The following is a 20,602-nucleotide window of genomic DNA, read 5'->3' as shown; positions in this document are numbered from 1 at the left end:
CAGGGTTTTCACCGGCGCTCCACGGGTCCTTGCCCTGCTTCCCGGGGAGTCGCGAGCAGCCGACGCGGGCCGGACCGGCCCTTCCACCGGCGCGGGGTGGGCTCGTCGGCTCACCCGCGGGACGGTGTCAGCGGCGGGCGGCCTGGACGAGGGCGTCGAACAGGCCCTGCTGGGCGGGGTCTTCGTGGGCCGTGTCCTCGGGGTGCCACTGGACGGCCGTGCACCAGCCTCGGGCGCCGGTGAGTTCGAGCCCCTCCACCGTGCCGTCGGCGGCGCGCGCGGTGACCGTGAGCCCCTCGCCCGGGCGGTCGACCCGCTGGTGGTGGTAGCAGGAGGCGTCGGCCTTCTCCGCACCGGCGGCCCGCTCCAGCAGGGTGCCGCGACGGATCGTCACCGGGTGCACGAGATGGCGGTGGTCGCTGTCCATGTGCTGTTCCAGGGTGCCGCCGAGGGCCACGTTCACGACCTGGAGACCGCGGCAGACCGCCAGCAGGGGCAGGCCCGACTCCAGTGCGGCGCGGGCGACTTCGAGATCGAAGGTGTCCTGGAGGTCGTCCACGTCGTAGACGGCCTCGTGGGCGGCGGCTGCGCCGTAGCGGTGCGGGGCGAGGTCGCCGCCGCCGGGAAGCAGGACGCCGTCGAAGCGGGCGAGCCGGGCCGGCACGTCGGTGGCGTCGGGATGGATGCTCGCCGGTTCGCCACCGGCCCGCCACACGGCCTCGATCAGGGCGCGGGCGTTGACCTCGGCGGCGTACCGGAGGGCGGACGTGGTGGCCGAGAAACGGGCGGGGATCGCGATCAGCGGCCGCGCGGACCGGTGCGTACGGCTCACAGCTGGATCCAGGTCGTCTTGAGCTCGGTGTACTTCTCCAGGGCGTGCGCGGACTTGTCGCGGCCGTTGCCCGACTGCTTCATGCCGCCGAAGGGGACGGTCAGGTCGCCCTCCTCGTAGCAGTTGACCCAGACCGTGCCGGCCCGCAGCGCGCGGGAGACCTTGTGGGCGGTGGACAGGTCGGAGGTCCACAGGGCGGCGGCGAGGCCGTACTCGGTCGCGTTGGCGAGCCGTACCGCCTCGTCGAGGTCGTCGAAGGTGAGCACGGACAGGACCGGGCCGAAGATCTCCTCGCGCGCCAGCCGCATGCCGGGGCCGACCCGGTCGAAGACGGTGGGTTCAAGGAAGCTGCCGCCCGACCCGGCCAGGGTGCGGCCGCCGCCGGCGCGCAGCCGGGCCCCTTCGTCGAGGCCGGTGGCGATGTGGTCCTCGACGCGCGAAAGATGGGCCTCGGTGACCAGGGCTCCCATGTCGGTGGCCGGGTCCAGGGGGTCCCCGACCCGCAGCTCCCGCGCCCGCGCGACGACGGCCTCGGTGACCTGTTCGGCGATCGAGGAGTGCACCAGGAGCCGGGAGGGGGCGGTGCACATCTCCCCCTGGTTGAAGAAGATGCCCCAGGCGGCGGTGGCCGCCGCCTGCTCCAGGTCGGGGGCGTCGGGGAGGATGATGTTCGGCGACTTGCCGCCCAGCTCCAGCCAGACGCGCTTGAGGTTGGAGTCGGCGGAGTAGCGCAGGAAGTGGCGGCCGACCGCGGTGGAGCCGGTGAACGCCAGCACGTCGACGTCGGGGTGCAGGCCCAACGCCCGTCCGGCCACCGGCCCGTCGCCGCCGACCACGTTGAGGACGCCGGGCGGCAGTCCCGCCTCGGTCGCGAGGCGGCCCAGCAGCAGCGCGGACAGCGGTGAGTTCTCCGACGGCTTCAGGACGACCGTGCAGCCGGCCGCCAGCGCCGGGGCGACCTTCCAGCCGGCCAGCGTCAGGGGGAAGTTCCAGGGCACCACGGCGCCGACGACACCGGCCGGTTCCCGGGTGACGAGGGCGAGGGCGTCGGGCGCGGTGTGCGGGGACTCGTCGGTGAGCTTGTCGGCGAGCTGGCCGTACCACCGGAAGGTGGTGATGAGCGCGCGCAGCTCGATGCCGTAGGCGTCCGTGACGGGCTTGCCCATCTCCAGGCTGACCGTCAGCGCGAGTTCCTCGCGCCGCTCTTCGAGCAGGTCGGCGACGCGCAAGAGCATCCGGCCGCGTTCGGCGGGGGCGAGGCGTGGCCACGGGCCCGAGTCGAAGGCCCGCCGGGCGGCGGCCACGGCCAGGTCGATCTCGGCCTGCCCCGCGTCCGCGACCTGGGCCAGCGCCCGGCCGTCGCGGGGCGAGACGAGGGTGAAGGCGGCTCCCCCGCCGGGGTCGTCGGTCCCGTCGATGTGATGGGCGCCGGACAGGTCGAGGGACATGGCGCGGCGGACCCACTCCTCGTGAGTGACATCCGTCATGGGAGACCTCCAGAAAGGTTATTTGGATTCAAACGATATGATCGACAAGAGGCCCGGCACAAGGCCCCAGCCCGGCAACGGAAAGGAGCGCCCGCCTCCAGGAGCGTGGGTACGAGCTCACGACCGTGACCGTGGTGCCCGGCGACCTCGGTCGGCAGCTGGATCGGCGGCGAACTCACCCTGCTGCGCGTGGCCCACCGTCTCGGCGTCCCGGTACCGGGCGTCTGGTTCGGCGCCCCGGCCTTCCGGGCCGGTCGCAGCCTGGGCGTGCAGTTCCGTCCGGAGATCACCACGGCGGTCGTGCACCGGTATCCCGCCCTCGGCGGCACAGAGCAGTGCGTACGGCACGGCGTGGACCCGGAGGAACTGCCCGCACGCGGCCGCGCCCTGGAGTCCACGGCACGGGACAACGCCGGGCGGCTGACCGACGCCTTCCTCGACCGGGTGGCGACCGCCTCGGCGTGACGCCTCGCGGGGAGCGCGGGTGCGGCCCGGCGGGGAGGTCCGGGCCGCACTCCGCCGCCGGCGTCAGCCGTCGGCGGCCGCCGCGCCCCTGGTCACCCGTGCGACCACGAGCCCGAGGACCAGGACGACCGGGACGGTGAGCTGCAGCCAGATCGCGGTGGTGCGGTCACCGCCGATGAGCGTGGTGAAGTTCTCGACGATGAGCCAGATGGCGGCGGCGATGCCGAGGGCGCCCAGGGCGGGGGCGATCACCGTGTTCCACGGGCGGGTGTCCACGCCCGACCGGCGGAAGAAGACGACCACGGAGACCGAGGTCAGGAAGTACAGCAGCATCATCGCCAGCACCGCGACGCCGCTGAACCAGGAGAACAGGGTGAGCACCGGGTCCTTGCCCAGGAGCGCGAAGGGCATCACCAGGAGCACCGAGATCACGGTCTGCACGACGCCGGCCGCCCGGGGCGAGTGGCGGCGGTTGAGGCTGGTCAGAGCGTGCGGGAGCAGCCCTTCACGGCCGAGGGAGAACAGGTAGCGGTTGGCCGAGTTGTGGAAGGCCAGGATGCCGGCGAAGAGGGAGGTGGCCAACAGGATCGGCAGGACGTCGTCGACCCAGCCGCCGAACTGGGCGGCGATCGGCGCGAAGACGAAGCCGGTGGCGTCCCCGCTCGCCAGCGCCTTGCCCGCCTCGGCGGTGACGTGGGACGCGCCGTGCGCGGAGACCAGCATCCACGAGGTGAACGCGAAGAAGCCGGTGACCACGGCGACGGACAGATAGGTCGCCCGGGGAACCGTCCTGCGCGGCTCGCGGGCCTCCTCGCCGTAGATGGCGGTGGCCTCGAAGCCGAACATCGACGCGACGGCGAACATCAGCGCCACCCCCGGAGCGCCCTGGAGCGCGGCCGAGGGCGAGAAGCTGTCGCTGAAGCCGAGCCCTTCGGGGCCGCCGCCCTTGAAGAAGGTGACGAGGGCGAAGACGATCAGGATGCTGAACTCCGCCAGCACGAACACGGCGAGGATCTTGGCGCCCATCTCGATGCCGGAGGCGCCGAGTATCTGGACGATCACCATCGTGACCAGGGTCCAGACCCACCAGGCCACATGGGTGCCGGTGTAGTGCTCGACCAGACCGCTGACCGTGGCGCCGTACAACCCGTACATGGCGGCCTGGATCGCGCAGTAGGCGAAGAGGGCCACCCCGGCGCTGCCGGAGCCGGCCGGGCGGCCGAGCCCTTTGCCGATGTACGTGTAGAAGGCGCCCGCGTCCACGACATGGCGGCCCATGGCGACGAAACCGACGGAGAACAGCAGCACGACGGCGCCGGCCACGAGGTACGCGGCGGGGGTGCCGGGCCCGTTGCCGATGCCGACCGCGATGGGGACGGCGCCGGCGATGCCGGTCAGTGGGGCCTGGGCGGAAAGGACGAAGAACAGGATGCCCAGGACGCCTAGCGAGTTGGGCTTGAGCCTGCCTGCCGTGGATGGATCGGAAGCGGTCCCTGTGCTGACCGCTGTCTGACTGTCCACTCGAATCACCTGCCGGGAGCGGGAAGGGGCGGGAATTGTTTCGAGCCAAACGAGTTGCCTCATCGTGGGTCGGAACTATCCGTTTGGCAAGGGGTTCGGCGAGGGTTTCCGGTCAGGTGGCCGTTTTCTTACAGGGCCGTAATCGGGTCGTTCGCGCGGGTGAAGGCGGACAGGGAAGTGGCGCCGGGAAGTGGACCGGATCACGTCCACCTTCCGCGCCGACGAGGACCTGTCCCGCTAGGTCGGCTCAGGCGTCCGCGTCGCGTCCGACGATGCCCTCGGCGTCCGGACCCACGTCGTGGCCGGTGCGGGCGTCGGCGTCGAGCAGGCGCAGCAGGGAGCGCAGTTCCTCGATCGCGGCGTCGGTGACCTCGGGCTCACCGAGGACGAGCTGGTGCAGGACGAGACCGTCCAGCGCCGCGAAGACCAACCGGGCCAGCGCCCGGTCGGCGCCCGCGGGCAGCATGCGGTTCAGCTCGCGCCGGGTGGCGTCGAAGTACTCGTCGTACAGGGCGCGGATCTGCGGCAGCAGCTCCGGCCTGCGGCGCGATTCGAGCAGCAGCTCGTACTGGAACGCCTGCTTGTCCGGATCCGCCGTGACCATCTCGGACACGCCCGAGGAGAAGTCGTCGACCTTGCCCGTGCCGGGTTCCAGCGCGCTGGTGTCCAGCGAGGTGCGGATGGTGTGGGCGAGCGTCTCCTCGATCAGGGTGTCGCGGGTGCCGAAGTGATGGACCACCAGCCCGTGGGTGACCCCCGCCTCCTGCGCGACCGCCCGGTAGGTGAGCCTGCGCAGCCCGCCCCGGCCCACCACCCGCACCGCGGCGTTCAGCAGGGCCTCGCGCCCCTCCCCGTAGTGCACTCGCCTGCGCGGCCGCCGGCTCTCGGGAACGTCCGCGGATTCGGTCATGACGGCGACCCTACCCGGCCGGCCGCGCGGCGGGACCGGTCGGGCGGCCGCCGTGAGAAGCGGGCACGCGGGGCCGGGGAGCCGGGTCCGGGGACCGGCATCCCCGGCCCCTCCGGACCGCTGAGCTGCCCGGTCACCATCGGGTTCCCCAGTCACCGAAAAGTGCGTTCTTCCATGTCAACGCATGCTCTCCTACGGTGTTTCAGTAACCACAAGAGACCACGGGTCGGCGACGCCCGGCCATCGGAGGCGCGGAACATGTCCATCACCCTGCTGAATCCCGACGGTCTGCCGGAGATCGATGTCTACCGGCAGGTGGCGGTCGCGTCCGGATCGAGGCTGGTCTTCGTCGCCGGTCAGGTCGCCTGGGACGCCGAGGGCCGCACGGTCGGTGCGGGAGACCTCGCCGCGCAGGTCGAGCAGAGCTACCTCAACGTCGGCAGGGCCCTGGCCGCGGCCGGCGGTTCCTTCGACGACGTGGCGAAGCTGAACGTCCACGTCGTCGACTGGACGCCCGACAAGATGCCCCAGCTCCTGGAGGGGATCTCGCGGGCGGCCGCGAAACTGGGGGTCACCCCGGTCGCCCCGGCCACACTGCTGGGCGTGGCCGCCCTGGACGTCCCGGACCACCTGGTCGAGGTCGAGGCCACCGCGGTCCTCGACTGAGCACGGGGGCCGGGGACCCGGGGAACCGGGTGCCGGACCGTCAGCGCCGGGGCGGGCGGATGCCGCGGTACTCCCAGTCGCCGCCGAGCGCGGTGGACAGCACCTCCTCGGACTCGGTGGGCTGGGCTCCGACGTCGGTGCGGATGGCGGTGGGGCCGGTGACGATGTGGTTGGTGAGGCGCCCGAGCCCCTCCACCTCCACCTCGACGACGTCGCCGGGCCGCACGGGACGGGAGTTGGCGGGTGTGCCCGACAGCAGCACGTCACCGGGGTACAGCGTGATGGTGCGGGCGATGTCGGCGACGAGGTAGTGCATGTCCCACTGCATCTCGTCGGTCGAACCGTCCTGTACGACCTCGCCGTTGACGTACGTCCGCAGGCTCCTGCCGTGGAAGTCCCAGTCGGTGACCAGGCCGGGGCCCAGCGGGCACAGGGTGTCGGAGCCCTTCACGCGGAGCATGGACCCCGCGTCGGTGTCCCGGAAGTCGTGCAGGCCGTAGTCGTTGGCGACGGTGTAGCCGGCGATGAACTCCCCTGCCTCGGCAGGGGAGATGTTGCGCGCGGTCCTTCCGATCACGATGGCCACCTCGCCCTCGTAGTTGAGCCACTTGCAGCCCTCGGGGCGGACGATCGCGCCCTTGTGGGAGTTCAGGGAGGAGGTCGGCTTGTGGAAGTAGGTGGGGGTGTCCGGCAGGGTGATGCCGAACTCGTCCACGCGGCTGCGGTGGTTGAGGTGGACGGCGATCACCTTGGACGGCACCACCGGGGGCAGGTGCCGGGCCTCGTCGGCCTTGACGCGGCGGCCGTCCCCGGCGACCAGTTCGTCGCCGTCGACGGTGACCTGGACGGCGGCGCCGTCGAGGAGGATGCGGCGGTACTCGGGCATGAGGGCTCCTGGATGCGGCTAGATACGGCTGTGCGGGGTGCGGGGGCCGTTCGGCAGGCCGGTGCCGGTCCAGCCGTCGGCGGGACGGTCGAACCACAGATGGACCTGGCCGGTGCCGACGGAGTTCTCGTACTCGCCGTACTGGCGGGCCTTCGCGGTGCAGGCCTGTTCGCCGAGGGCGCCGGCCATCATCAGGTAGTGGAAGAACTTCGCCTCGGGCTTGACCTTCCAGAACGCGTCCATGGTGTCGAGGACCTTGTCGTGGCGGCCCTCCGTGAACCAGGCGATGCGCTCGTGGTCGGCCTCGCGGGCCTCGGGGGTGCGGATGTGCGCGGGGTCGCTGGCCTCGTGGTCGCGCAGTTCGCGCAGCGGCCAGAAGGTGTGCGAGAGGGCGCCGGAGGCGATCAGCAGGACACGGCGGCCGGGGGTGGCGGCGATCCCGTCGGCCAGGGCCCGCCCGAGGCGCAGATGGTCCTCCATGTCGCCGGTCTGGCAGACCCCGATCGTCACCCACCGCTTGTCGGGCAGCCCCTCCCCCAGGAACTTCCAGAGGTTGAGGGTGGCGTAGTAGATCGGCAGGTACTCGTCCTCGATCGCGGTGATCCAGGTCCCGTGCTTGTCCGCGAACTTTTCTATGTTCAAGGCCAGTTCGGGGTCGCCCGGGAAGTCGTAGGGCATCCTGCACATGCCGCGCGGCAGTTCCTCGGAGGTGAACAGGCCGGCCCGGCGCTGCTGGGCGGTGACCACGAACTCGACGGTGGTCGCCCAGTGGGAGTCGAGGACGACGACGGTGTCGTAGTCGTCGCGCTCGAACACCTCCCGGCGCAGCTGCCGCAGTCCGGTGACGAGGGTGATCTCCTTGCCCTCGTTCAGCTCCAGCCGGTCCTGCTCCGGGAGCACGATGGTGGGGACGTGGGCGAGCAGTCCCGCCCCGACGATCTCACCCATGGTCCTTCCACCCCTTCGGCGCGGTGACGGTGTTCTTCAGGTCGCAGTAGAAGTCGAAGCTCCAGGTGCCGCCCTCGCGGCCGACCCCGGAGTGGCGGGAGCCGCCGAAGGGGGCCTGGAGGTCGCGGACGAAGAAGCAGTTGATCCAGACGGTGCCGGCGACGAGTTGTGCGCCGACGCGTTCGGCGCGCTCCCGGTCGCCGGTGGCCAGGGTGGCGGCCAGTCCGAAGCGGGTGTCGTTGGCCAGGGCCACGGCCTCGTCCTCCGTGGCGAAGGTCTGGAGGGTCAGGACCGGTCCGAAGACCTCCTCCTGGACGATCTCGGAGTCCTGGGCCACCTCGGTGAGGAGGGTCGGCGCGTAGTACTGGCCGTCCTTGGGGTGTCCGCCGATGACGGCTCGGGCTCCGGCCGCCAGGGCCCGCCGGACGAACCCGTCGATCTTCTCCAGCTGGCGGGGGTGGATGTTCGGCCCGATGTCGGTGGTCTCGTCGCGGGGGTCGCCCTGGCGGAGTCGTGTTGCCTTGTCGACAAATCGTCGGGTGAACTCCTCGGCGACGGACTCCTCGACGAGGAGGCGGGTGGCGGCGAGACACACCTGCCCGGCGTTGTCGTACTGCTCCACGGCGAGGTCGACCGCGAGGTCGAGGTCGGCGTCGGCGAACACCAACAGCGGTGACTTTCCGCCGAGTTCGAGGCTCAGCGGGGTGAGCCGGGGCGCGGCCGAGGCGGCGATGCGCTGAGCGGTCGGCACCGAGCCGGTGAAGCTGATGCGGCGCACGTCCGGGTGTGAGGTCAGCGCGTCGCCGATCTCGGCGCCGTAGCCCTGGACGACGTTGAAGACGCCGGCGGGCAGGCCGGCCTCGGCGGCGATGTCGGCGAGGAGGGAGGCGGTGAGCGGGGACCACTCGGCGGGCTTGAGGACCACGGTGTTCCCGGCGGCGAGGGCCGGGGCGACCTTCCAGGTGGCCAGCATCAGCGGTGCGTTCCACGGGGTGATCAGCACGCTGGGGCCCGCCGGGTCCCAGGAGACGTGGTTGGTGTGACCGCGGGTGGCGAAGTCGTCGTGGTCCAGGGTCAGCAGCCAGTCCGCGAAGAAGCGGAAGTTGTGCGCCACGCGCGGCATCACGCCCCGGCGGTGCGAGCGCAGCAGCGCCCCGTTGTCGGTGGTCTCCACGATGGCGAGTTCTTCGATGCGCTTCTCGACGCCGTCGGCGACGGCGTGCAGGATGCGGGCGCGCTCGGCGCGCGGGGTGGCGGCCCAGCCCGGGAAGGCGGCCTTGGCGGCGGCGACGGCGGCTGCCGCCTCCGCGGGACCGCCGCGGGCGATCTCACCGAGGGCACCGCCGTCGATCGGTGAGACGTCGGTGAAGGTGTCGGCGGAGGCGACGCGCTCGCCGCCGATCCAGTGCCGGGTGTCCACGGCGACTCCGGCCACCGTGAGGGTGTGTTCGGTCATGTCCGGTCTCCAGGTGCTGCGTGGTGGACGGGGGTCATTGGGCTTCGGAGGTTCCGGACTCCAGGAGTCGGCCGCCGTCCCAGACGACGCCGACCTGCCGGTAGTACGCGGCGACCGGTTCGCGGATCTCCAGCCGGGCCAGCTCCTCGGTGGGTGCCTCGAACAGCTCCAACTCGGCCTCGCCGACCCAGGGTTGGCCGCCCTCGAAGGAGGCGGCCCCGGTCTCGATCAGTTCGTCCAGCGCGAGCCCCTTGCCCTTCTCGATGTGGGGCAGCCACCGGTGGTGGGCCATGGGGTGGGCGTTGACGAACCCGTTGCCCTCGGACGGTTCCCGCAGGGTCACCACGGCCTGGGCGAGCCGCCGGTCCGCCGCGGCGAGCGTCGCGCCGAAGCGGGCGCCCGCCTCGATCCGCGGTGCGGGCCCGTACGGGTGCGGGCGGGTCTGGTGGATCGAGCCGAGCTTCTTCGGATAGCCCTGGTGCAGCCCTCGCGCGATCGCGAAGTCCTTGTCGACCCAGATGTACACGCAGCGGGAGTAGGTCTCCCCGCGGTACCTGCAGCGCACGACCGCGAAGGCCTCCTTGTACTGGGCCCGCACGGGGTCGAGCAGTTCCTCCCCCGACGCCGAGCAGGACTGCCAGTCGGCCCAGATCAGGGCGACGGCGCCCGGGTCCTCGTCGGCCAGCTCCAGTGGCTCGGGGAGCAGTTCACGTACCCGTGCGGGATCCGTGCGGTACTCGACGGTGAGCAAGTCACCGGAGTAGCGCCACGGGGGCGCGGGGATCAGCGACGAGGCACCGCTCGCCGTCTTGGGGTGGAAGTAGCCGCGGACAGCAGACATGACGGGGTTCCTTACGCGGTGAGGGCGGGCTGCTTCAGCAGCTGGGCGCGGTAGCGGGCGGCACCGGTGGCGGCGGCGTGCCCGCCGAGCGCCACGACGCCGACGAGCCGGCCGCCGGTGTGGTAGCCCACCAGGACGTCACCCTCCGGATCGCCGCTCAGGATCCGCACGTCGTCCTTGCCGAGCGCGGGCGCGCCGAAGGACTGGAGCCGGAACTCGTGCTGGTCGCTCCAGAAGGTGGGCAGCGGCGCGAAGGGTGCCTGCTCGGTGCCGACGAGGGTCCTGGCGGCGTGCTTGGCGGTGTCGGCCGGGATGGACCAGTGCTCGACACGGCGGGGGACGCCGTCGTAGCGGGCGTTGGGGAAGCGGGCGACGTCGCCGACCGCGACGACCTCCGGCCGGCCCCCGACCCTCAGGAGCCCGTCGGTGAGCACCCCGTCGGAGAGATCGAGCCCGTTGCCGTCGAGCCACTCGGTGTTGGCGACCGATCCGACGGACTCGACGACCACGTCGGCCTCCAGCACCGTCCCGTCGGACAGGACGACCCCGGTGACACGGTCCTCGCCCGCGAAACCGGCCACTCCGGTGCCCAGCGCGAAGCGCACGCCGCGTTCCTCGTGTCTCTTGAGCAGCGCGCGCCCCAGCAGTTCCCCGAGCGGTCCGACCATGGGCAGGGGCAGCGGGTCGACGACCGTCACCTCGGCGACGCCGAGCGCCACGGCCGTCGCGGCGACCTCGCAGCCGATGAACCCGGCGCCGACGACGACCACGCGCGCGCCGGGCCGGGTCAGCTCGTCCCGCAGCCCCTGGGCGTCGTCGATCGTGCGGACCGTGTGCCGGCCGGTGAGCGGTCCCGGGCAGCCCAGCCGGCGGGGCCGCATGCCGGTGGCGACGACGAGACCGTCGTACGGCAGGACCGAGCCGTCGTCGAGCGAGACGTTGCGTTCGGCGAGCCGGGAGGCCACGATCCTCGCGCCCAGCCGCCACTCCACGTCGGCCGCGGACGCCTTGGGGGTGAAGGCGAGCGAGGCGAAGGGTGCCCGGCCGGCGAGGACCTCCTTGGACAGCGGAGGCCGGTTGTACGGCATGTGCGGTTCGTCGCCGACGACCGTGATCCGGCCGGTCCAGCCGGCGGCGCGCAGTTGCTCGGCCGCGCGCAGGCCGCCCATCGAGGCGCCCGCGACGACGATGCCGGCGCCCACGTCAGTCCTCGATCCGGATCGCCTGGAGCGGGCACAGGTCCGCGGCTTCCTCGACCTCGTCGCGCAGCGCGTCGTCGGGGTCGGGGACGTACAGCAGACGGCCGTCCTCGTCCATCGAGAAGACGTCGGGGGCCGCGAAGACGCACTGGCCGTGGTCCTGGCACTTGTTCATGTCGACGACGACCTTCATGGCCGGTCCTCCTGAGGGAGCGGGAGCGAAGGGGTGAAGAAGGGCCCGGCCGGCTGCGGCCGGGCCCCCTGCCAAAGGGGTGCGGAGGCACCCCCAACTCGTTTGGCTTCAAACAAGGTAGGCAGACCGCACCCTCTGGTCAACACCTATCCAGGTGGATAAATTATTTGCGTCCACCCCTTGCGGGCGGACGACCTCCTCCATAACGTTCGGGTTCAAACGAACACCCGAGGCTGCTCCAGCCGCCCAAGGAGGCATCGGTGAGCGCTCACGACTCCCCAGACATCCGCCGTCACGTCGAGCGGCTCACCGCCGACGGCATCGACGTGGTGCGGGTGATCTATCCCGACCTCATCGGCACGGACCGCGCCCGGGACGTCCTGGTGGATCATCTGCCCTCGGCCTGCGCGCACGGCCTGGCCTTCTGCCGGGCCGTCTACCACACCACCCCGCAGGGGGACGTGGTCCCGGTCGCGGGCGGTCTCGACGCGGGCCTGCCCGACGTGTGCGTACGGCCCGACCTGTCGACCCTGTCCGCGCTGCCCTGGGAACCGGGCGTCGCCACCTGTCTCGGCGAGGTCACCGACCCGGCGACCTCGGGCCCGGCCGCCGAGTCGCCGCGCGACCTGCTGCGGGCCGTGCTGGACCGGTGCGCGGCCCAGGGACTGCGCCCGGTCGTGGGGCCCGAGCTGGAGTACTTCCTGCTGGAGCCCGCCCCCGGGACCCCCGCCGGCTGGCGCCGCGCCCCGGAGGTGACGGGCGCCGTCTACACCGCCGGGCTGCGCGCCGACCCCGGCAACCACCTGCTGCGCACCCTGCGACTGCTGCGCGACCTCGGGCTCGGTGTCATCACCGGGAACCACGAGTTCGACGGCGGCCAGTACGAGATCAACCTGACCCACTCCGAGGCCCTGGACGCCGCCGACCGCGCCTTCCGCTTCAAGGCCGCCGTGAAGGAACTCGCCCGCAAGGAGGGCAACCTGGCCACCTTCATGGCCAAGCCCTTCGGCGACGCGGGCGGCTCCGGCTTCCACCTCCACCTCTCCTGCCAGGACGAGGAGGGGGACAACGCCTTCGACGACCCGGCGGGCGCCCACGGCCTCTCGGCGGCCGCCCGGCACGCCGTCGCCGGGATCCTGGCCCACGCCCCCGCGCTGGCCGCCCTCGCCAACCCGACGGTCAACTCCTACAAACGCTTCGGGCCCGACACCCTCGCCCCCTGGCTGATCGACTGGGGCCTGGACAACCGCAGCGCCATGGTCCGCGTCCCGCCCGAGCGCGGCTCGGGGGCCCGGCTCGAACTGCGGCTCGGCGACGCCAGTGCCAACCCGTACCTGCTGATCGCCGGCACTCTCGCCGCCGCCCTGCTCGGCATCCAGGCCGGCGAGGAACCGCCCGTCCCGCTGGAGGGCTACGGCTACGACACCGCCCGCTCCGCCGTCCTGCCCATGGACCTGTCCGCCGCGCTCGACGCCCTGGAGGCCGACGCCCCGCTGGCCGAACTGCTCGGCAAGGACTTCACCACCTCTTACCTCACCTACAAGCGCAACGAGGTCGAACGCTTCCAACGGCACGTCACCGACTGGGAGTTCACCGAGTACGCCTACCACCTGTGAAGGACCCCCGGATGACGACGACAGCAACCGACGCCATCGAGCCGATGCACCTCGCGGACGTCGACCTCGCGAACCTCGACCACTTCACCGACGGCGTCACCCCCTGGCGCATGTTCCACACCCTGCGGCACGAGGACCCGGTGCACTGGCAGCCCGAGGAGGCGCCCAACTCCGGTTTCTGGTCGGTGACCCGGCACGCGGACATCGCGCGCGTGGACCGGGACGCGGAGACCTTCACCTCCACGCGGTTCGTGAACCTGGAGGAGGTCGACGAGGACCAGATCAAGAAGCGCGCCTCGATCCTGGAGCTGGACGGGGTCCGCCACCGCGCCCTGCGCAGCGTGATCCAGCGGCAGTTCGGCGCGGGGGTCATCAACAGCTACACCGACTTCCTGCGCGGTCTGACCGCGAAGACCCTGGACGCGGCGCTGGCCAAGGGAACCTTCGACTTCGTCAAGGAGGTCTCGGCGGACTTCCCCATCAACGTCCTGGCCCGGCTCCTCGACGTACCCCCCGAGGACAACCAGCAGCTCATCGACTGGGGCAACCGCATCATCGGCAACACCGACCCCGACTACGCGGACGTCCTGCTGCACAGCGCGGAGAGCGAGCAGTACCGCGATCTGCCCTTCCGCTCCCCCGCCTCCCTCGAAGTCTTCGAGTACGGCCGGGAACTGGCCCGGCAGCGACGCGGCGGCGAGGGCACCGACCTGGTGTCCAAGCTGGTCAACACCACCCCGCGCGACGGCGTCCCGCTCTCCCCGCAGGACTTCGACAACTACTTCCTGCTGCTGGTGGTGGCCGGCAACGAGACCACCCGCCACACCATCACCCACTCCATGCTGGCCCTCCTCCAGCACCCCGAGCAGCTGGCCCGCCTCAGGGACGAACCCTCGCTGATCCCCACGGCGGTCGAGGAGTTCCTGCGCTGGGCCTCCCCCGTCTACCACTTCCGGCGCACCGCGACCCGGGACGTCGAACTGGGCGGCAAGCGGGTCAGGGAGGGCGACAAGGTCGTCATGTGGTACGCCTCCGGCAACCGCGACGAGGAGGTCTTCGGCAACCCCTACGACTTCGACGTGGCCCGGCAGCACAACGACCACGTCACCTTCGGCAAGGGCAGCCCGCACCTGTGCCTGGGCAACCTCCTCGCCCGCACCGAGATCCGGATCATGTTCGAGGAGCTGATCCCGCGCCTCGCCGACATCCGGCTGGCGGGCGAAGTCCCCCGGGTCCGCTCGAACTTCGTCAACGGCATCAAGAAGCTGCCGGTCGAGGTCACCCTGGCCTGACCGCTCTCACCGGTCCTCCCGCCGCGCGTGGGCCTCGGCGAGGAGGAGGTAGGCGGCGGCCGTCCAGGTGTAGGCGCGGTCGCGCAGACCCGTTCCGGTCAGGGCGTCGAAGTTCTCCGCGAAGCCGTGCTGCTCGCACAGGGCGCGGAAGCGGGCGCTGACCTCGTCCGCGAGCCGGAGGTGGCCGCCGCGGCGCAGTCCGTCCTCGACGAGGACCGTCGCGGGGGCCCAGATCGGGCCGCGCCAGTAACCGTCGGACAGGTAGTGCGGCGAGGTGGGCAGCTCCGTGGCCAGGCCGTACGGGGTCAGATGGGCCTCGATCCGGCGGGCCAGCGCCTCGCCGACGTCGGGCGGCAGCTGCTCACCCAGCACGACGGGCATCAGGTCGAGCAGGCTGGACGTGCCCCAGGTGTCGCCGCTGTCGACGCCCCGGGTGACGAACCGGTCGCCCGTCCACAGCTCGTCGAACATCGCCCGCTGCGTCTCCTCGGCGGCCCGCGTCCACCGGCTGACGTCGTCAGGTCTCTCCAACTGCTGTGCCAGATCGGCGAGTTCCCGCAGCTGGAGGGTGAGGAAGGCGGCCAGGTCCGCGGTGACGACCACGCGCTCGGGGTCGAAGGTGGTGGCGTTGTCCCAGCCGCTGTCATTGCCGTGCTGGTAGTGCGGCAGGGCGGCGCCGGGTGCGCGCCGGGCGGTGAGCCAGAACTCCGTCCAGCGCACCATCCTGTCGTACGTCCCGGTCAGTTCGCCCTGTCCCACGGGGGTGGGCAGCCGGCGGCGCAGATGGCCGAACGTCCAGCCGTGGATGGGCGGTTTGACGAAGTTGTGGAGCACCTCGGAGTGGGTGACCGAGTCGGGCAGCGCCCCGGTCTCGTCCTGGTGGTCGAAGGGCAGCTGGAACTGGTCCCAGGCCAGCTCGGGGCAACCGGGCGCCAGGGCGAGGGCGTTGAAGCAGTGGTCCCAGCTCCAGACCTTGTCCATCCAGTGCTTGGACATCAGGACGCCGGGCCGGGTGACCAGACCGGCCGGACGTACGGTCGCCGACCACAGGACGTAGGCGGCGAGTTCGGCCGCCGGGGTGGCGGCGGAGCGCCAGGGGGCCACGGTGTCGGCGAAGTCCGCGAAGGCGTTCCGCGCGGCCTCGACCACCTTGCCGAAGGCCGCGGCCGGCACGTAGGCAGGGCGGGCGGTGTCGAGTTCCTCCACGGCGATCTCCCAGGCGCCGTCCGTGCCGGGCGCGACGGTGACACCCCGGTCGGCGCTGCCCAGCGCCTGGCTGCCGGACACCTGGGCCACGGTGCCGGACAGCAGGGTGATCCGGTAGCGGCGGCCGGTTTCGTACGAGGTGAACACGTAGGCGTCGGCGGCCGGTTCGCGGTAGAAGTACGTCCCGCTGAACGGGGTCAGTGTGGGGGCCGCCGCCGAGATCCGCAGCGGCGCGCCCGCGCCGCGCAGTCGTACGGTGTCCGGCGTCTCGTAGGCGAGCTCCACCCGCCCGGCCGCGCCGGTCCAGCTCAGCAGGCCCGGGGTCGCCTCGACCTGGGTCTCGGCCCGCTCACCGGTCGCGGGGTCGAGCGGCACGAGGCGCAGGACGGCGTGCATGCCGTTCTGGTGCGAGACGAGGTGGAGGTCCTCGGCGCGGGTCCTCTCCGCGAGCACGGGGGAGATGCCGAACCAGGAGCCGTGCGTGCTGAACGGGATGTCCTGGACGGAGAAGGCCGGGCCGGAGCGGTCGGCGGTCATGAAGAGGCACTCGTTTCTCGAGCAGGGCTCGTCGGTGATCGTCGGAAAGAGGGGGCCGCGGACGTCAGTCCTTGACGGCACCGGCGGTGACGCCGGCGGCGACGTAGCGCTGGGCGAGGACGAGGATGACCGCGGCGGGCAGGGAGGCGACGACCGCGGTGGCCATGATGGCGTTCCACTGCTGGTTGTTGTTGCCGATGTAGTGGTAGATGCCGAGGGTGATCGGCTCGTGGGCGCCGCCGTTGACGAGCGTGCTGGCGAAGATGAAGTCGGACCAGGACCACAGGAACGCGAACAGCGACACGGTGACGACGGAGTTGCGGCTCATCGGCAGCACGACGGACCAGAAGGTGCGCAGGGCCCTGGCCCCGTCCACCTGCGCGGCCTGCAGGAGTTCGCCGGGGATGCCGGACATGAACGCGGTGAAGATGAGCACCGCGAAGGGCACCGCCAGGGTGGAGTCGGCGACGATCAGTCCGGGCACCGACTGGAGCAGGCCGAGCTGGAGGTAGATGGCGTAGAAGCCCATCGCCATGATGATGCCGGGAATCATCTGGGCGGCCAGCAGGACGAAGCTCAGGATTCCACCGCCGCGTGGGCGGAGTTTGGCCAGCGCGAAGCCGGCCGGGGCGGCCAGCGCCACGGTCAGGGCGACGGTGCCCAGGCCGATGACGAGGCTGGTGCCGAGGTAGGGCAGCTGCTGGTCGATGACGGCCCGGTAGCCCTCCAGGGTGGCGTGGGCGGGGAACAGGTCCGGCGGGCTCTTGCGCATGTCCTGGTCCCGGGTGAGGGACACGTTGAGCATCCAGTAGACCGGGAACAGCATGACGGCGGTGAACAGCAGGGCCAGGGCGGTCTTCAGCCGTGTTCTCATGACAGCGCCTGCTTTCGCTGGGCCCGCACGTACACCAGGCCGAAGACCAGGGCGGCGAGCACCAGCAGGTTGCCGACGGCGGCTCCGGGGCCGAAGGCGGGCAGCAGGTTGCCGAAGCCGAGCTGGTAGGACCAGGTGGCGAAGGTGGTGGACGAGTCGGCGGGACCGCCCTTGGTCATGATCCAGATGATGTCGAAGACCTTGAGGGTGTAGACGAGGCCCAGCAGCAGGGTGATGGCGGAGACCGGGCGCAGCAGCGGGAAGGTGATCCGCCAAAAACGCTGCCAGGCGTTCGCCCCGTCCAGGGCGGCCGCCTCGTAGAGGCTGGTGGGGATGGACTGCAGGCCGCTGTGGAGCACGACCAGGTTGAAGGGGACGCCGATCCAGATGTTCGCGATGATCACCGAGGTCAGCGACCAGGACGGCGAGGTCAGCCAGTTCACCGGGGCGATGCCGACGGCGTGCAGGACGGCGTTGACGATCCCGGAGTCGCTGTTGAGCATCCACGACCAGGTGGACGCCGACACGATCAGCGGCAGCAGCCAAGGCACCAGGAACAGGGCCCGCAGGGTCGCCGAGAGCCGGAAGTTCTGGTGGAAGAAGACCGCGAGGGCCAGTCCGATGGCGTACTGGAAGACCAGGCACACGGCGGTGAACACCACGGTGTGCAGCAGGGCCGGGGCGAAGGTCGGGTCGTCGAAGATCTTCCGGTAGTTGTCCAGTCCGGTGAAGGGCGCGTCGCCCCGCACGAACGAGCGCACGGTGTAGTGGCGCAGGCTCAGGTCGATGTTGCGGTACAGCGGATAGGCGTAGAAGAGGAGGAGGTAGAGGGTCACCGGGGCGAGGAACGCCCAGGCGGCCCACTGCGGGGAGGCGGGACGGCGCCGCGTCTCGGGGGCGGCGCCCTCGGAGTCCGTCCGCGGGCGCGGCACTTGTGTCGTCTGCGTCATCAACGAGACCCGGTTCGCGCTTACTTGACGGCTGACTGGGCGTCGGTCAGGGCGTCCTTCGGGGACTTGGAGCCGCTGAGCGCGGACTGGACGGCCTTCCACATCTGCTCGGAGATCTTGGGGTACTTGGTGCCCAGGTCGTCACTGGTGCGCCCCTTGGCGGCCTTGACCGCGGCGACCCACGGCTTCAGTTCGGCGTTCGCGGCCACCTGCTTGTCCTGGACCTCGGTGGTGGGGGCCACGTAGGACAGGGTGGTGTCGGTGTCGTACAGGTTCTGGGTGCTGGTCAGACAGGTCGCCAGCTTCTGGGCGGTGGTGTAGCGGCCGGTGTCGTCCTGCACCGGGAGGGTGACGAACTCGCCGCCGGTCGGGGCGGCGGCGCTGCCGCCGGAGGCGCCGGGTATCGGGAGCACGCCGTAGTCGAAGCCGGCCTTCTCGGCATTGGCGAGCTGCCAGGTGCCGTTCTCCGCGAAGGCGTACTCGCCGGTCGCGAACTCCTGCCAGCTGGTCGTCTGGGTGTTGCTCAGGACCGAGTTGGGGGCGACGCCGCTCTTGACCCAGCCCTTCCACAGGGCGAGCGCCGACTCGCCCTGCGCGGAGTCGAGCCGGGTCAGTTTCGCGTCCGCGCCCCAGAACCAGGGCAGGAACTGGAAGCTGCCCTCCTCGGTGCCGATCGCGGAGAACGTGATGCCCTTCTTGCCGACCTTCTTCACCTTCTCCAGCGCCGCCGTCAGGGAGGCCCAGTCCTTCACCGAGGCGATGTCCACCCCGGCTTCCTTGAGGACCTTCTTGTTGTAGTAGAGGGCCAGGGTGTTGGCGCCGATCGGGGTGCCGTACGTCTTGCCGCCCGACTGGCCGGCCGCGAGGAGGTTGGGGTCGACCTTCGAGGTGTCCAGCTTGTTGTCGTCGGTCGTGGTGAGGACGCCCGCCTCGGCCAGGGTCGAGACGACCGGGTTGTCGACGACGAGGATGTCCGGGGAGTTGCCCTGCTGGGCCGCCAGGAGGGCCTTGTTCGTCAGGTCGCTGGTGTCGAAGCCGGTCCGCTTGATCTTCACGCCCGCCGCGGTGCCGCACTTGTCGAGCAGCTTCGTCCAGGCCGACCCCTGGGCGAACTGCGGGTAGGGGTCCCAGACGGTGTACGTGCCGCTGTCGGCGCCCTCGGTGCCGCCGCCCGAGCCGGAACCGCAGGCCGTGACGCCGGCGGCGACGGCCAGGGAGATCAGGACGGCTGCGGTCGGACGGTGTCGTCTGGAGAAGCTGTTCATGGCGGGTTCCTTCGGTGTGTGGCATGCGGGTGCCGCGGCGGTGGGTCGCGCGGGGAAAAGGGCACCGCGAACGACGCCCTCGGGTGCGCGGGCGTGCAGCGGTGTGACGAGTGCTCGGGGGAGACGGTCAGGTCTGCGGGACCCCTGCGGGCCCGGTGCTGGCCCGCAGCGAGATCGGTGGGACGAGGAGGTGCTGCCGGGGCGGCGCGTCGGAGTGGTCCAGCCGCTCCACGAGCAGGTCGACGGCGAGCCGGCCCATCTCGGCCGCCGGCACGTCCGCCGCGGTGAGCTGCGGAGTCACCGTCTCCGCCCAGCGGTTGGCGACGACCCCGGTGACGGAGAAGTCGCGCGGCACATGACGGCCCGCGTGGGCGAGCCCCCGGTAGAGGCCGCCGAGTGCGGCCTCGTTGAGGGTGACCAGGGCCGTGGTGGCCGGGTCGTCGTGCAGGATCCGCTCAAGGCAGGCCTGACCGGCGGCGGCGTCGTCCCCGCAGCAGTACGTGCGGACCGTCAGCCCGCGTTCGGCCGCGGCCTTGGTGAAGCCGTCCAGGCCGCGCTGGGCGGACTCGTACCCGGTCCTCAGGAGTTGTTCGGGCCGGTTGACGAAGGCGACCCGGCGGTGGCCGAGGTCGGCGAGGTGATGGACGCAGGCCGCCGCCAGCGCGGTGTGGTCCAGGGCGACGTACCAGCCGTCCTCCGGGTGGGCGGTGCGGCCGATGGCGACGGAGGGGAAGCCGAGCGCGGCGAGGTGTTCGGCGCGATCGTCCTCCAGCCGGATCTCCATCAGGATGGCGCCGTCGACTCGCCGCTCCCCCAGCAGCCGCTGGAAGGAACGGTCGCTGTCGACACCGCTGGGCGACAGCAGCACGTCGTAGTCGTGGGCCGCTGCGGCCTCCACCACGCTGCCGATGAAGTCCAGCTGCATACCCGTGTAGTGGTTCCCGGCGGGCGGGAAGACCAGGCCGATGGTGCTGGTCCGGCCGTTGGCCAGGGCGCGGGCGCTGGCGCTGGGCTGGTAGCCCAGTTCGTCGACGATCCGCTGGATCTTCCGGCGGGTGTCCTCCGAAACGGGGCGCTTGCCGCTCAGCGCGTAGGACACGGTGCTGCGCGAGACACCGGCCCGCCGGGCGATCTCACCGATGTTCACGGCGACTCCTCGGGACGGGCGACCGGCTTGTCGAACCGGTTCGCGTGGAAGTGAACGTAGGAACTGCCAAGGCCCCTGTCAAGAGTCTCGCCGTAATCGCCGACAGGGGCCGTGGGACGGCGAGAACCCTGTGTCGAAGGGATTGCTGGCCGGATGTCCCGATGCTAGCTTCGCCGAACCGGTTCGGCGCGGTCGCCCCTCGCGGCTGTCTCGCCGTGCGCCGCCGTAGAGCCGCCCCACCCCTCTCCCTGTACGCGCCTCTTCCTTCTGCACCCCGCCTGGATCGAATCGGTTCGACGGCGACCGAGGCG

19 protein-coding genes are annotated in these 20,602 nt (G+C 71.4%); 4 read left to right on the top strand and 15 right to left on the bottom strand.

Features of this window, described 5'->3' with window-relative positions; all coding sequences use genetic code 11:
• Positions 1-127 precede the first annotated feature (127 nt).
• Positions 128-832: a gamma-glutamyl-gamma-aminobutyrate hydrolase family protein gene (locus tag AQI94_RS17695; RefSeq protein ID WP_031039550.1), complete on the bottom strand. Its 705-nt coding sequence runs from the start codon at positions 830-832 to the stop codon at positions 128-130.
• Positions 829-2,319, bottom strand: a complete 1,491-nt coding sequence (locus tag AQI94_RS17690; protein ID WP_031039548.1) for an aldehyde dehydrogenase — start codon at positions 2,317-2,319, stop codon at positions 829-831. The genes AQI94_RS17695 and AQI94_RS17690 overlap by 4 nt, the downstream gene beginning before the upstream one ends.
• Before the next feature lie 189 nt (positions 2,320-2,508).
• Between AQI94_RS17690 and AQI94_RS17685 the strand changes: the two genes are divergently transcribed.
• The gene (locus tag AQI94_RS17685) at positions 2,509-2,784 is read left to right on the top strand and encodes a hypothetical protein (protein ID WP_062229805.1); all 276 of its coding nucleotides are present in this window, start codon (positions 2,509-2,511) and stop codon (positions 2,782-2,784) included.
• Between the two features lie 63 nt (positions 2,785-2,847).
• On the opposite strand, the gene AQI94_RS17680 is transcribed toward AQI94_RS17685, so the two are convergent.
• Entirely contained in the window at positions 2,848-4,305 is a 1,458-nt protein-coding gene (locus AQI94_RS17680) for an APC family permease (RefSeq protein WP_031053605.1), read from the bottom strand.
• A 247-nt stretch (positions 4,306-4,552) separates the two neighbouring features.
• Entirely contained in the window at positions 4,553-5,215 is a 663-nt protein-coding gene (locus AQI94_RS17675; protein ID WP_062229804.1) for a TetR/AcrR family transcriptional regulator, read from the bottom strand.
• A 258-nt stretch (positions 5,216-5,473) separates the two neighbouring features.
• On the opposite strand from AQI94_RS17675, the gene AQI94_RS17670 reads away from it, so the two are divergent.
• A complete protein-coding gene (locus AQI94_RS17670) occupies positions 5,474-5,881 on the top strand; it encodes a RidA family protein (protein ID WP_031046865.1) in 408 nt (135 codons plus the stop codon).
• A 40-nt stretch (positions 5,882-5,921) separates the two neighbouring features.
• Here the strand turns inward: AQI94_RS17670 and AQI94_RS17665 are convergent, their stop codons facing one another.
• The 6 genes from AQI94_RS17665 to AQI94_RS17640 are packed head-to-tail and all read right to left on the bottom strand — an operon-like array spanning position 5,922 to position 11,404.
• Positions 5,922-6,767, bottom strand: a complete 846-nt coding sequence (locus AQI94_RS17665; protein WP_031046868.1) for a fumarylacetoacetate hydrolase family protein — start codon at positions 6,765-6,767, stop codon at positions 5,922-5,924.
• A gap of 18 nt (positions 6,768-6,785) precedes the next feature.
• Entirely contained in the window at positions 6,786-7,715 is a 930-nt protein-coding gene (locus tag AQI94_RS17660) for a 3,4-dihydroxyphenylacetate 2,3-dioxygenase (protein ID WP_031046871.1), read from the bottom strand.
• Positions 7,708-9,171, bottom strand: a complete 1,464-nt coding sequence (locus AQI94_RS17655) for an aldehyde dehydrogenase (protein WP_031046874.1) — start codon at positions 9,169-9,171, stop codon at positions 7,708-7,710. Before AQI94_RS17655 ends, AQI94_RS17660 begins: the two co-directional genes overlap by 8 nt.
• 34 nt (positions 9,172-9,205) lie before the next feature.
• Entirely contained in the window at positions 9,206-10,012 is an 807-nt protein-coding gene (locus AQI94_RS17650; RefSeq protein ID WP_031046876.1) for an acetoacetate decarboxylase family protein, read from the bottom strand.
• A gap of 11 nt (positions 10,013-10,023) precedes the next feature.
• A complete protein-coding gene (locus AQI94_RS17645) occupies positions 10,024-11,214 on the bottom strand; it encodes an NAD(P)/FAD-dependent oxidoreductase (protein WP_031046879.1) in 1,191 nt (396 codons plus the stop codon).
• A gap of 1 nt (position 11,215) precedes the next feature.
• Positions 11,216-11,404 carry a ferredoxin gene (locus AQI94_RS17640; protein ID WP_031046883.1) on the bottom strand — a complete coding sequence of 63 codons (189 nt, stop codon included), beginning with the start codon at positions 11,402-11,404 and terminating at the stop codon, positions 11,216-11,218.
• Positions 11,405-11,664: 260 nt separating this feature from the next.
• Between AQI94_RS17640 and AQI94_RS17635 the strand changes: the two genes are divergently transcribed.
• Both AQI94_RS17635 and AQI94_RS17630 read left to right on the top strand, forming a co-directional pair.
• Positions 11,665-13,020, top strand: a complete 1,356-nt coding sequence (locus AQI94_RS17635) for a glutamine synthetase family protein (RefSeq protein WP_031046886.1) — start codon at positions 11,665-11,667, stop codon at positions 13,018-13,020.
• Between the two features lie 11 nt (positions 13,021-13,031).
• Entirely contained in the window at positions 13,032-14,312 is a 1,281-nt protein-coding gene (locus tag AQI94_RS17630; RefSeq protein ID WP_031046888.1) for a cytochrome P450, read from the top strand.
• A 6-nt stretch (positions 14,313-14,318) separates the two neighbouring features.
• On the opposite strand, the gene AQI94_RS17625 is transcribed toward AQI94_RS17630, so the two are convergent.
• The 5 genes from AQI94_RS17625 to AQI94_RS17605 all read right to left on the bottom strand — a co-directional run bounded on the left by AQI94_RS17625 (position 14,319) and on the right by AQI94_RS17605 (position 20,291).
• Positions 14,319-16,055 carry an amylo-alpha-1,6-glucosidase gene (locus AQI94_RS17625; protein WP_031046890.1) on the bottom strand — a complete coding sequence of 579 codons (1,737 nt, stop codon included), beginning with the start codon at positions 16,053-16,055 and terminating at the stop codon, positions 14,319-14,321.
• A 64-nt stretch (positions 16,056-16,119) separates the two neighbouring features.
• Positions 16,120-16,929, bottom strand: a complete 810-nt coding sequence (locus tag AQI94_RS17620; RefSeq protein WP_031046892.1) for a carbohydrate ABC transporter permease — start codon at positions 16,927-16,929, stop codon at positions 16,120-16,122.
• The gene (locus AQI94_RS17615; protein ID WP_031046893.1) at positions 16,926-17,879 is read right to left on the bottom strand and encodes a carbohydrate ABC transporter permease; all 954 of its coding nucleotides are present in this window, start codon (positions 17,877-17,879) and stop codon (positions 16,926-16,928) included. The genes AQI94_RS17620 and AQI94_RS17615 overlap by 4 nt, the downstream gene beginning before the upstream one ends.
• Positions 17,880-17,899: 20 nt before the next feature.
• Entirely contained in the window at positions 17,900-19,144 is a 1,245-nt protein-coding gene (locus AQI94_RS17610) for a sugar ABC transporter substrate-binding protein (RefSeq protein WP_031046896.1), read from the bottom strand.
• A 127-nt stretch (positions 19,145-19,271) separates the two neighbouring features.
• Positions 19,272-20,291 (bottom strand): LacI family DNA-binding transcriptional regulator, encoded by a 1,020-nt coding sequence (locus AQI94_RS17605; protein WP_031046899.1) that lies wholly within the window; start codon positions 20,289-20,291, stop codon positions 19,272-19,274.
• Positions 20,292-20,602 lie beyond the last annotated feature (311 nt).

Source organism: Streptomyces pseudovenezuelae, from assembly GCF_001513955.1.
Classification (GTDB): Bacteria; Actinomycetota; Actinomycetes; order Streptomycetales; family Streptomycetaceae; genus Streptomyces; species Streptomyces pseudovenezuelae.
This window is presented reverse-complemented; position numbering and strand designations above follow the sequence as displayed.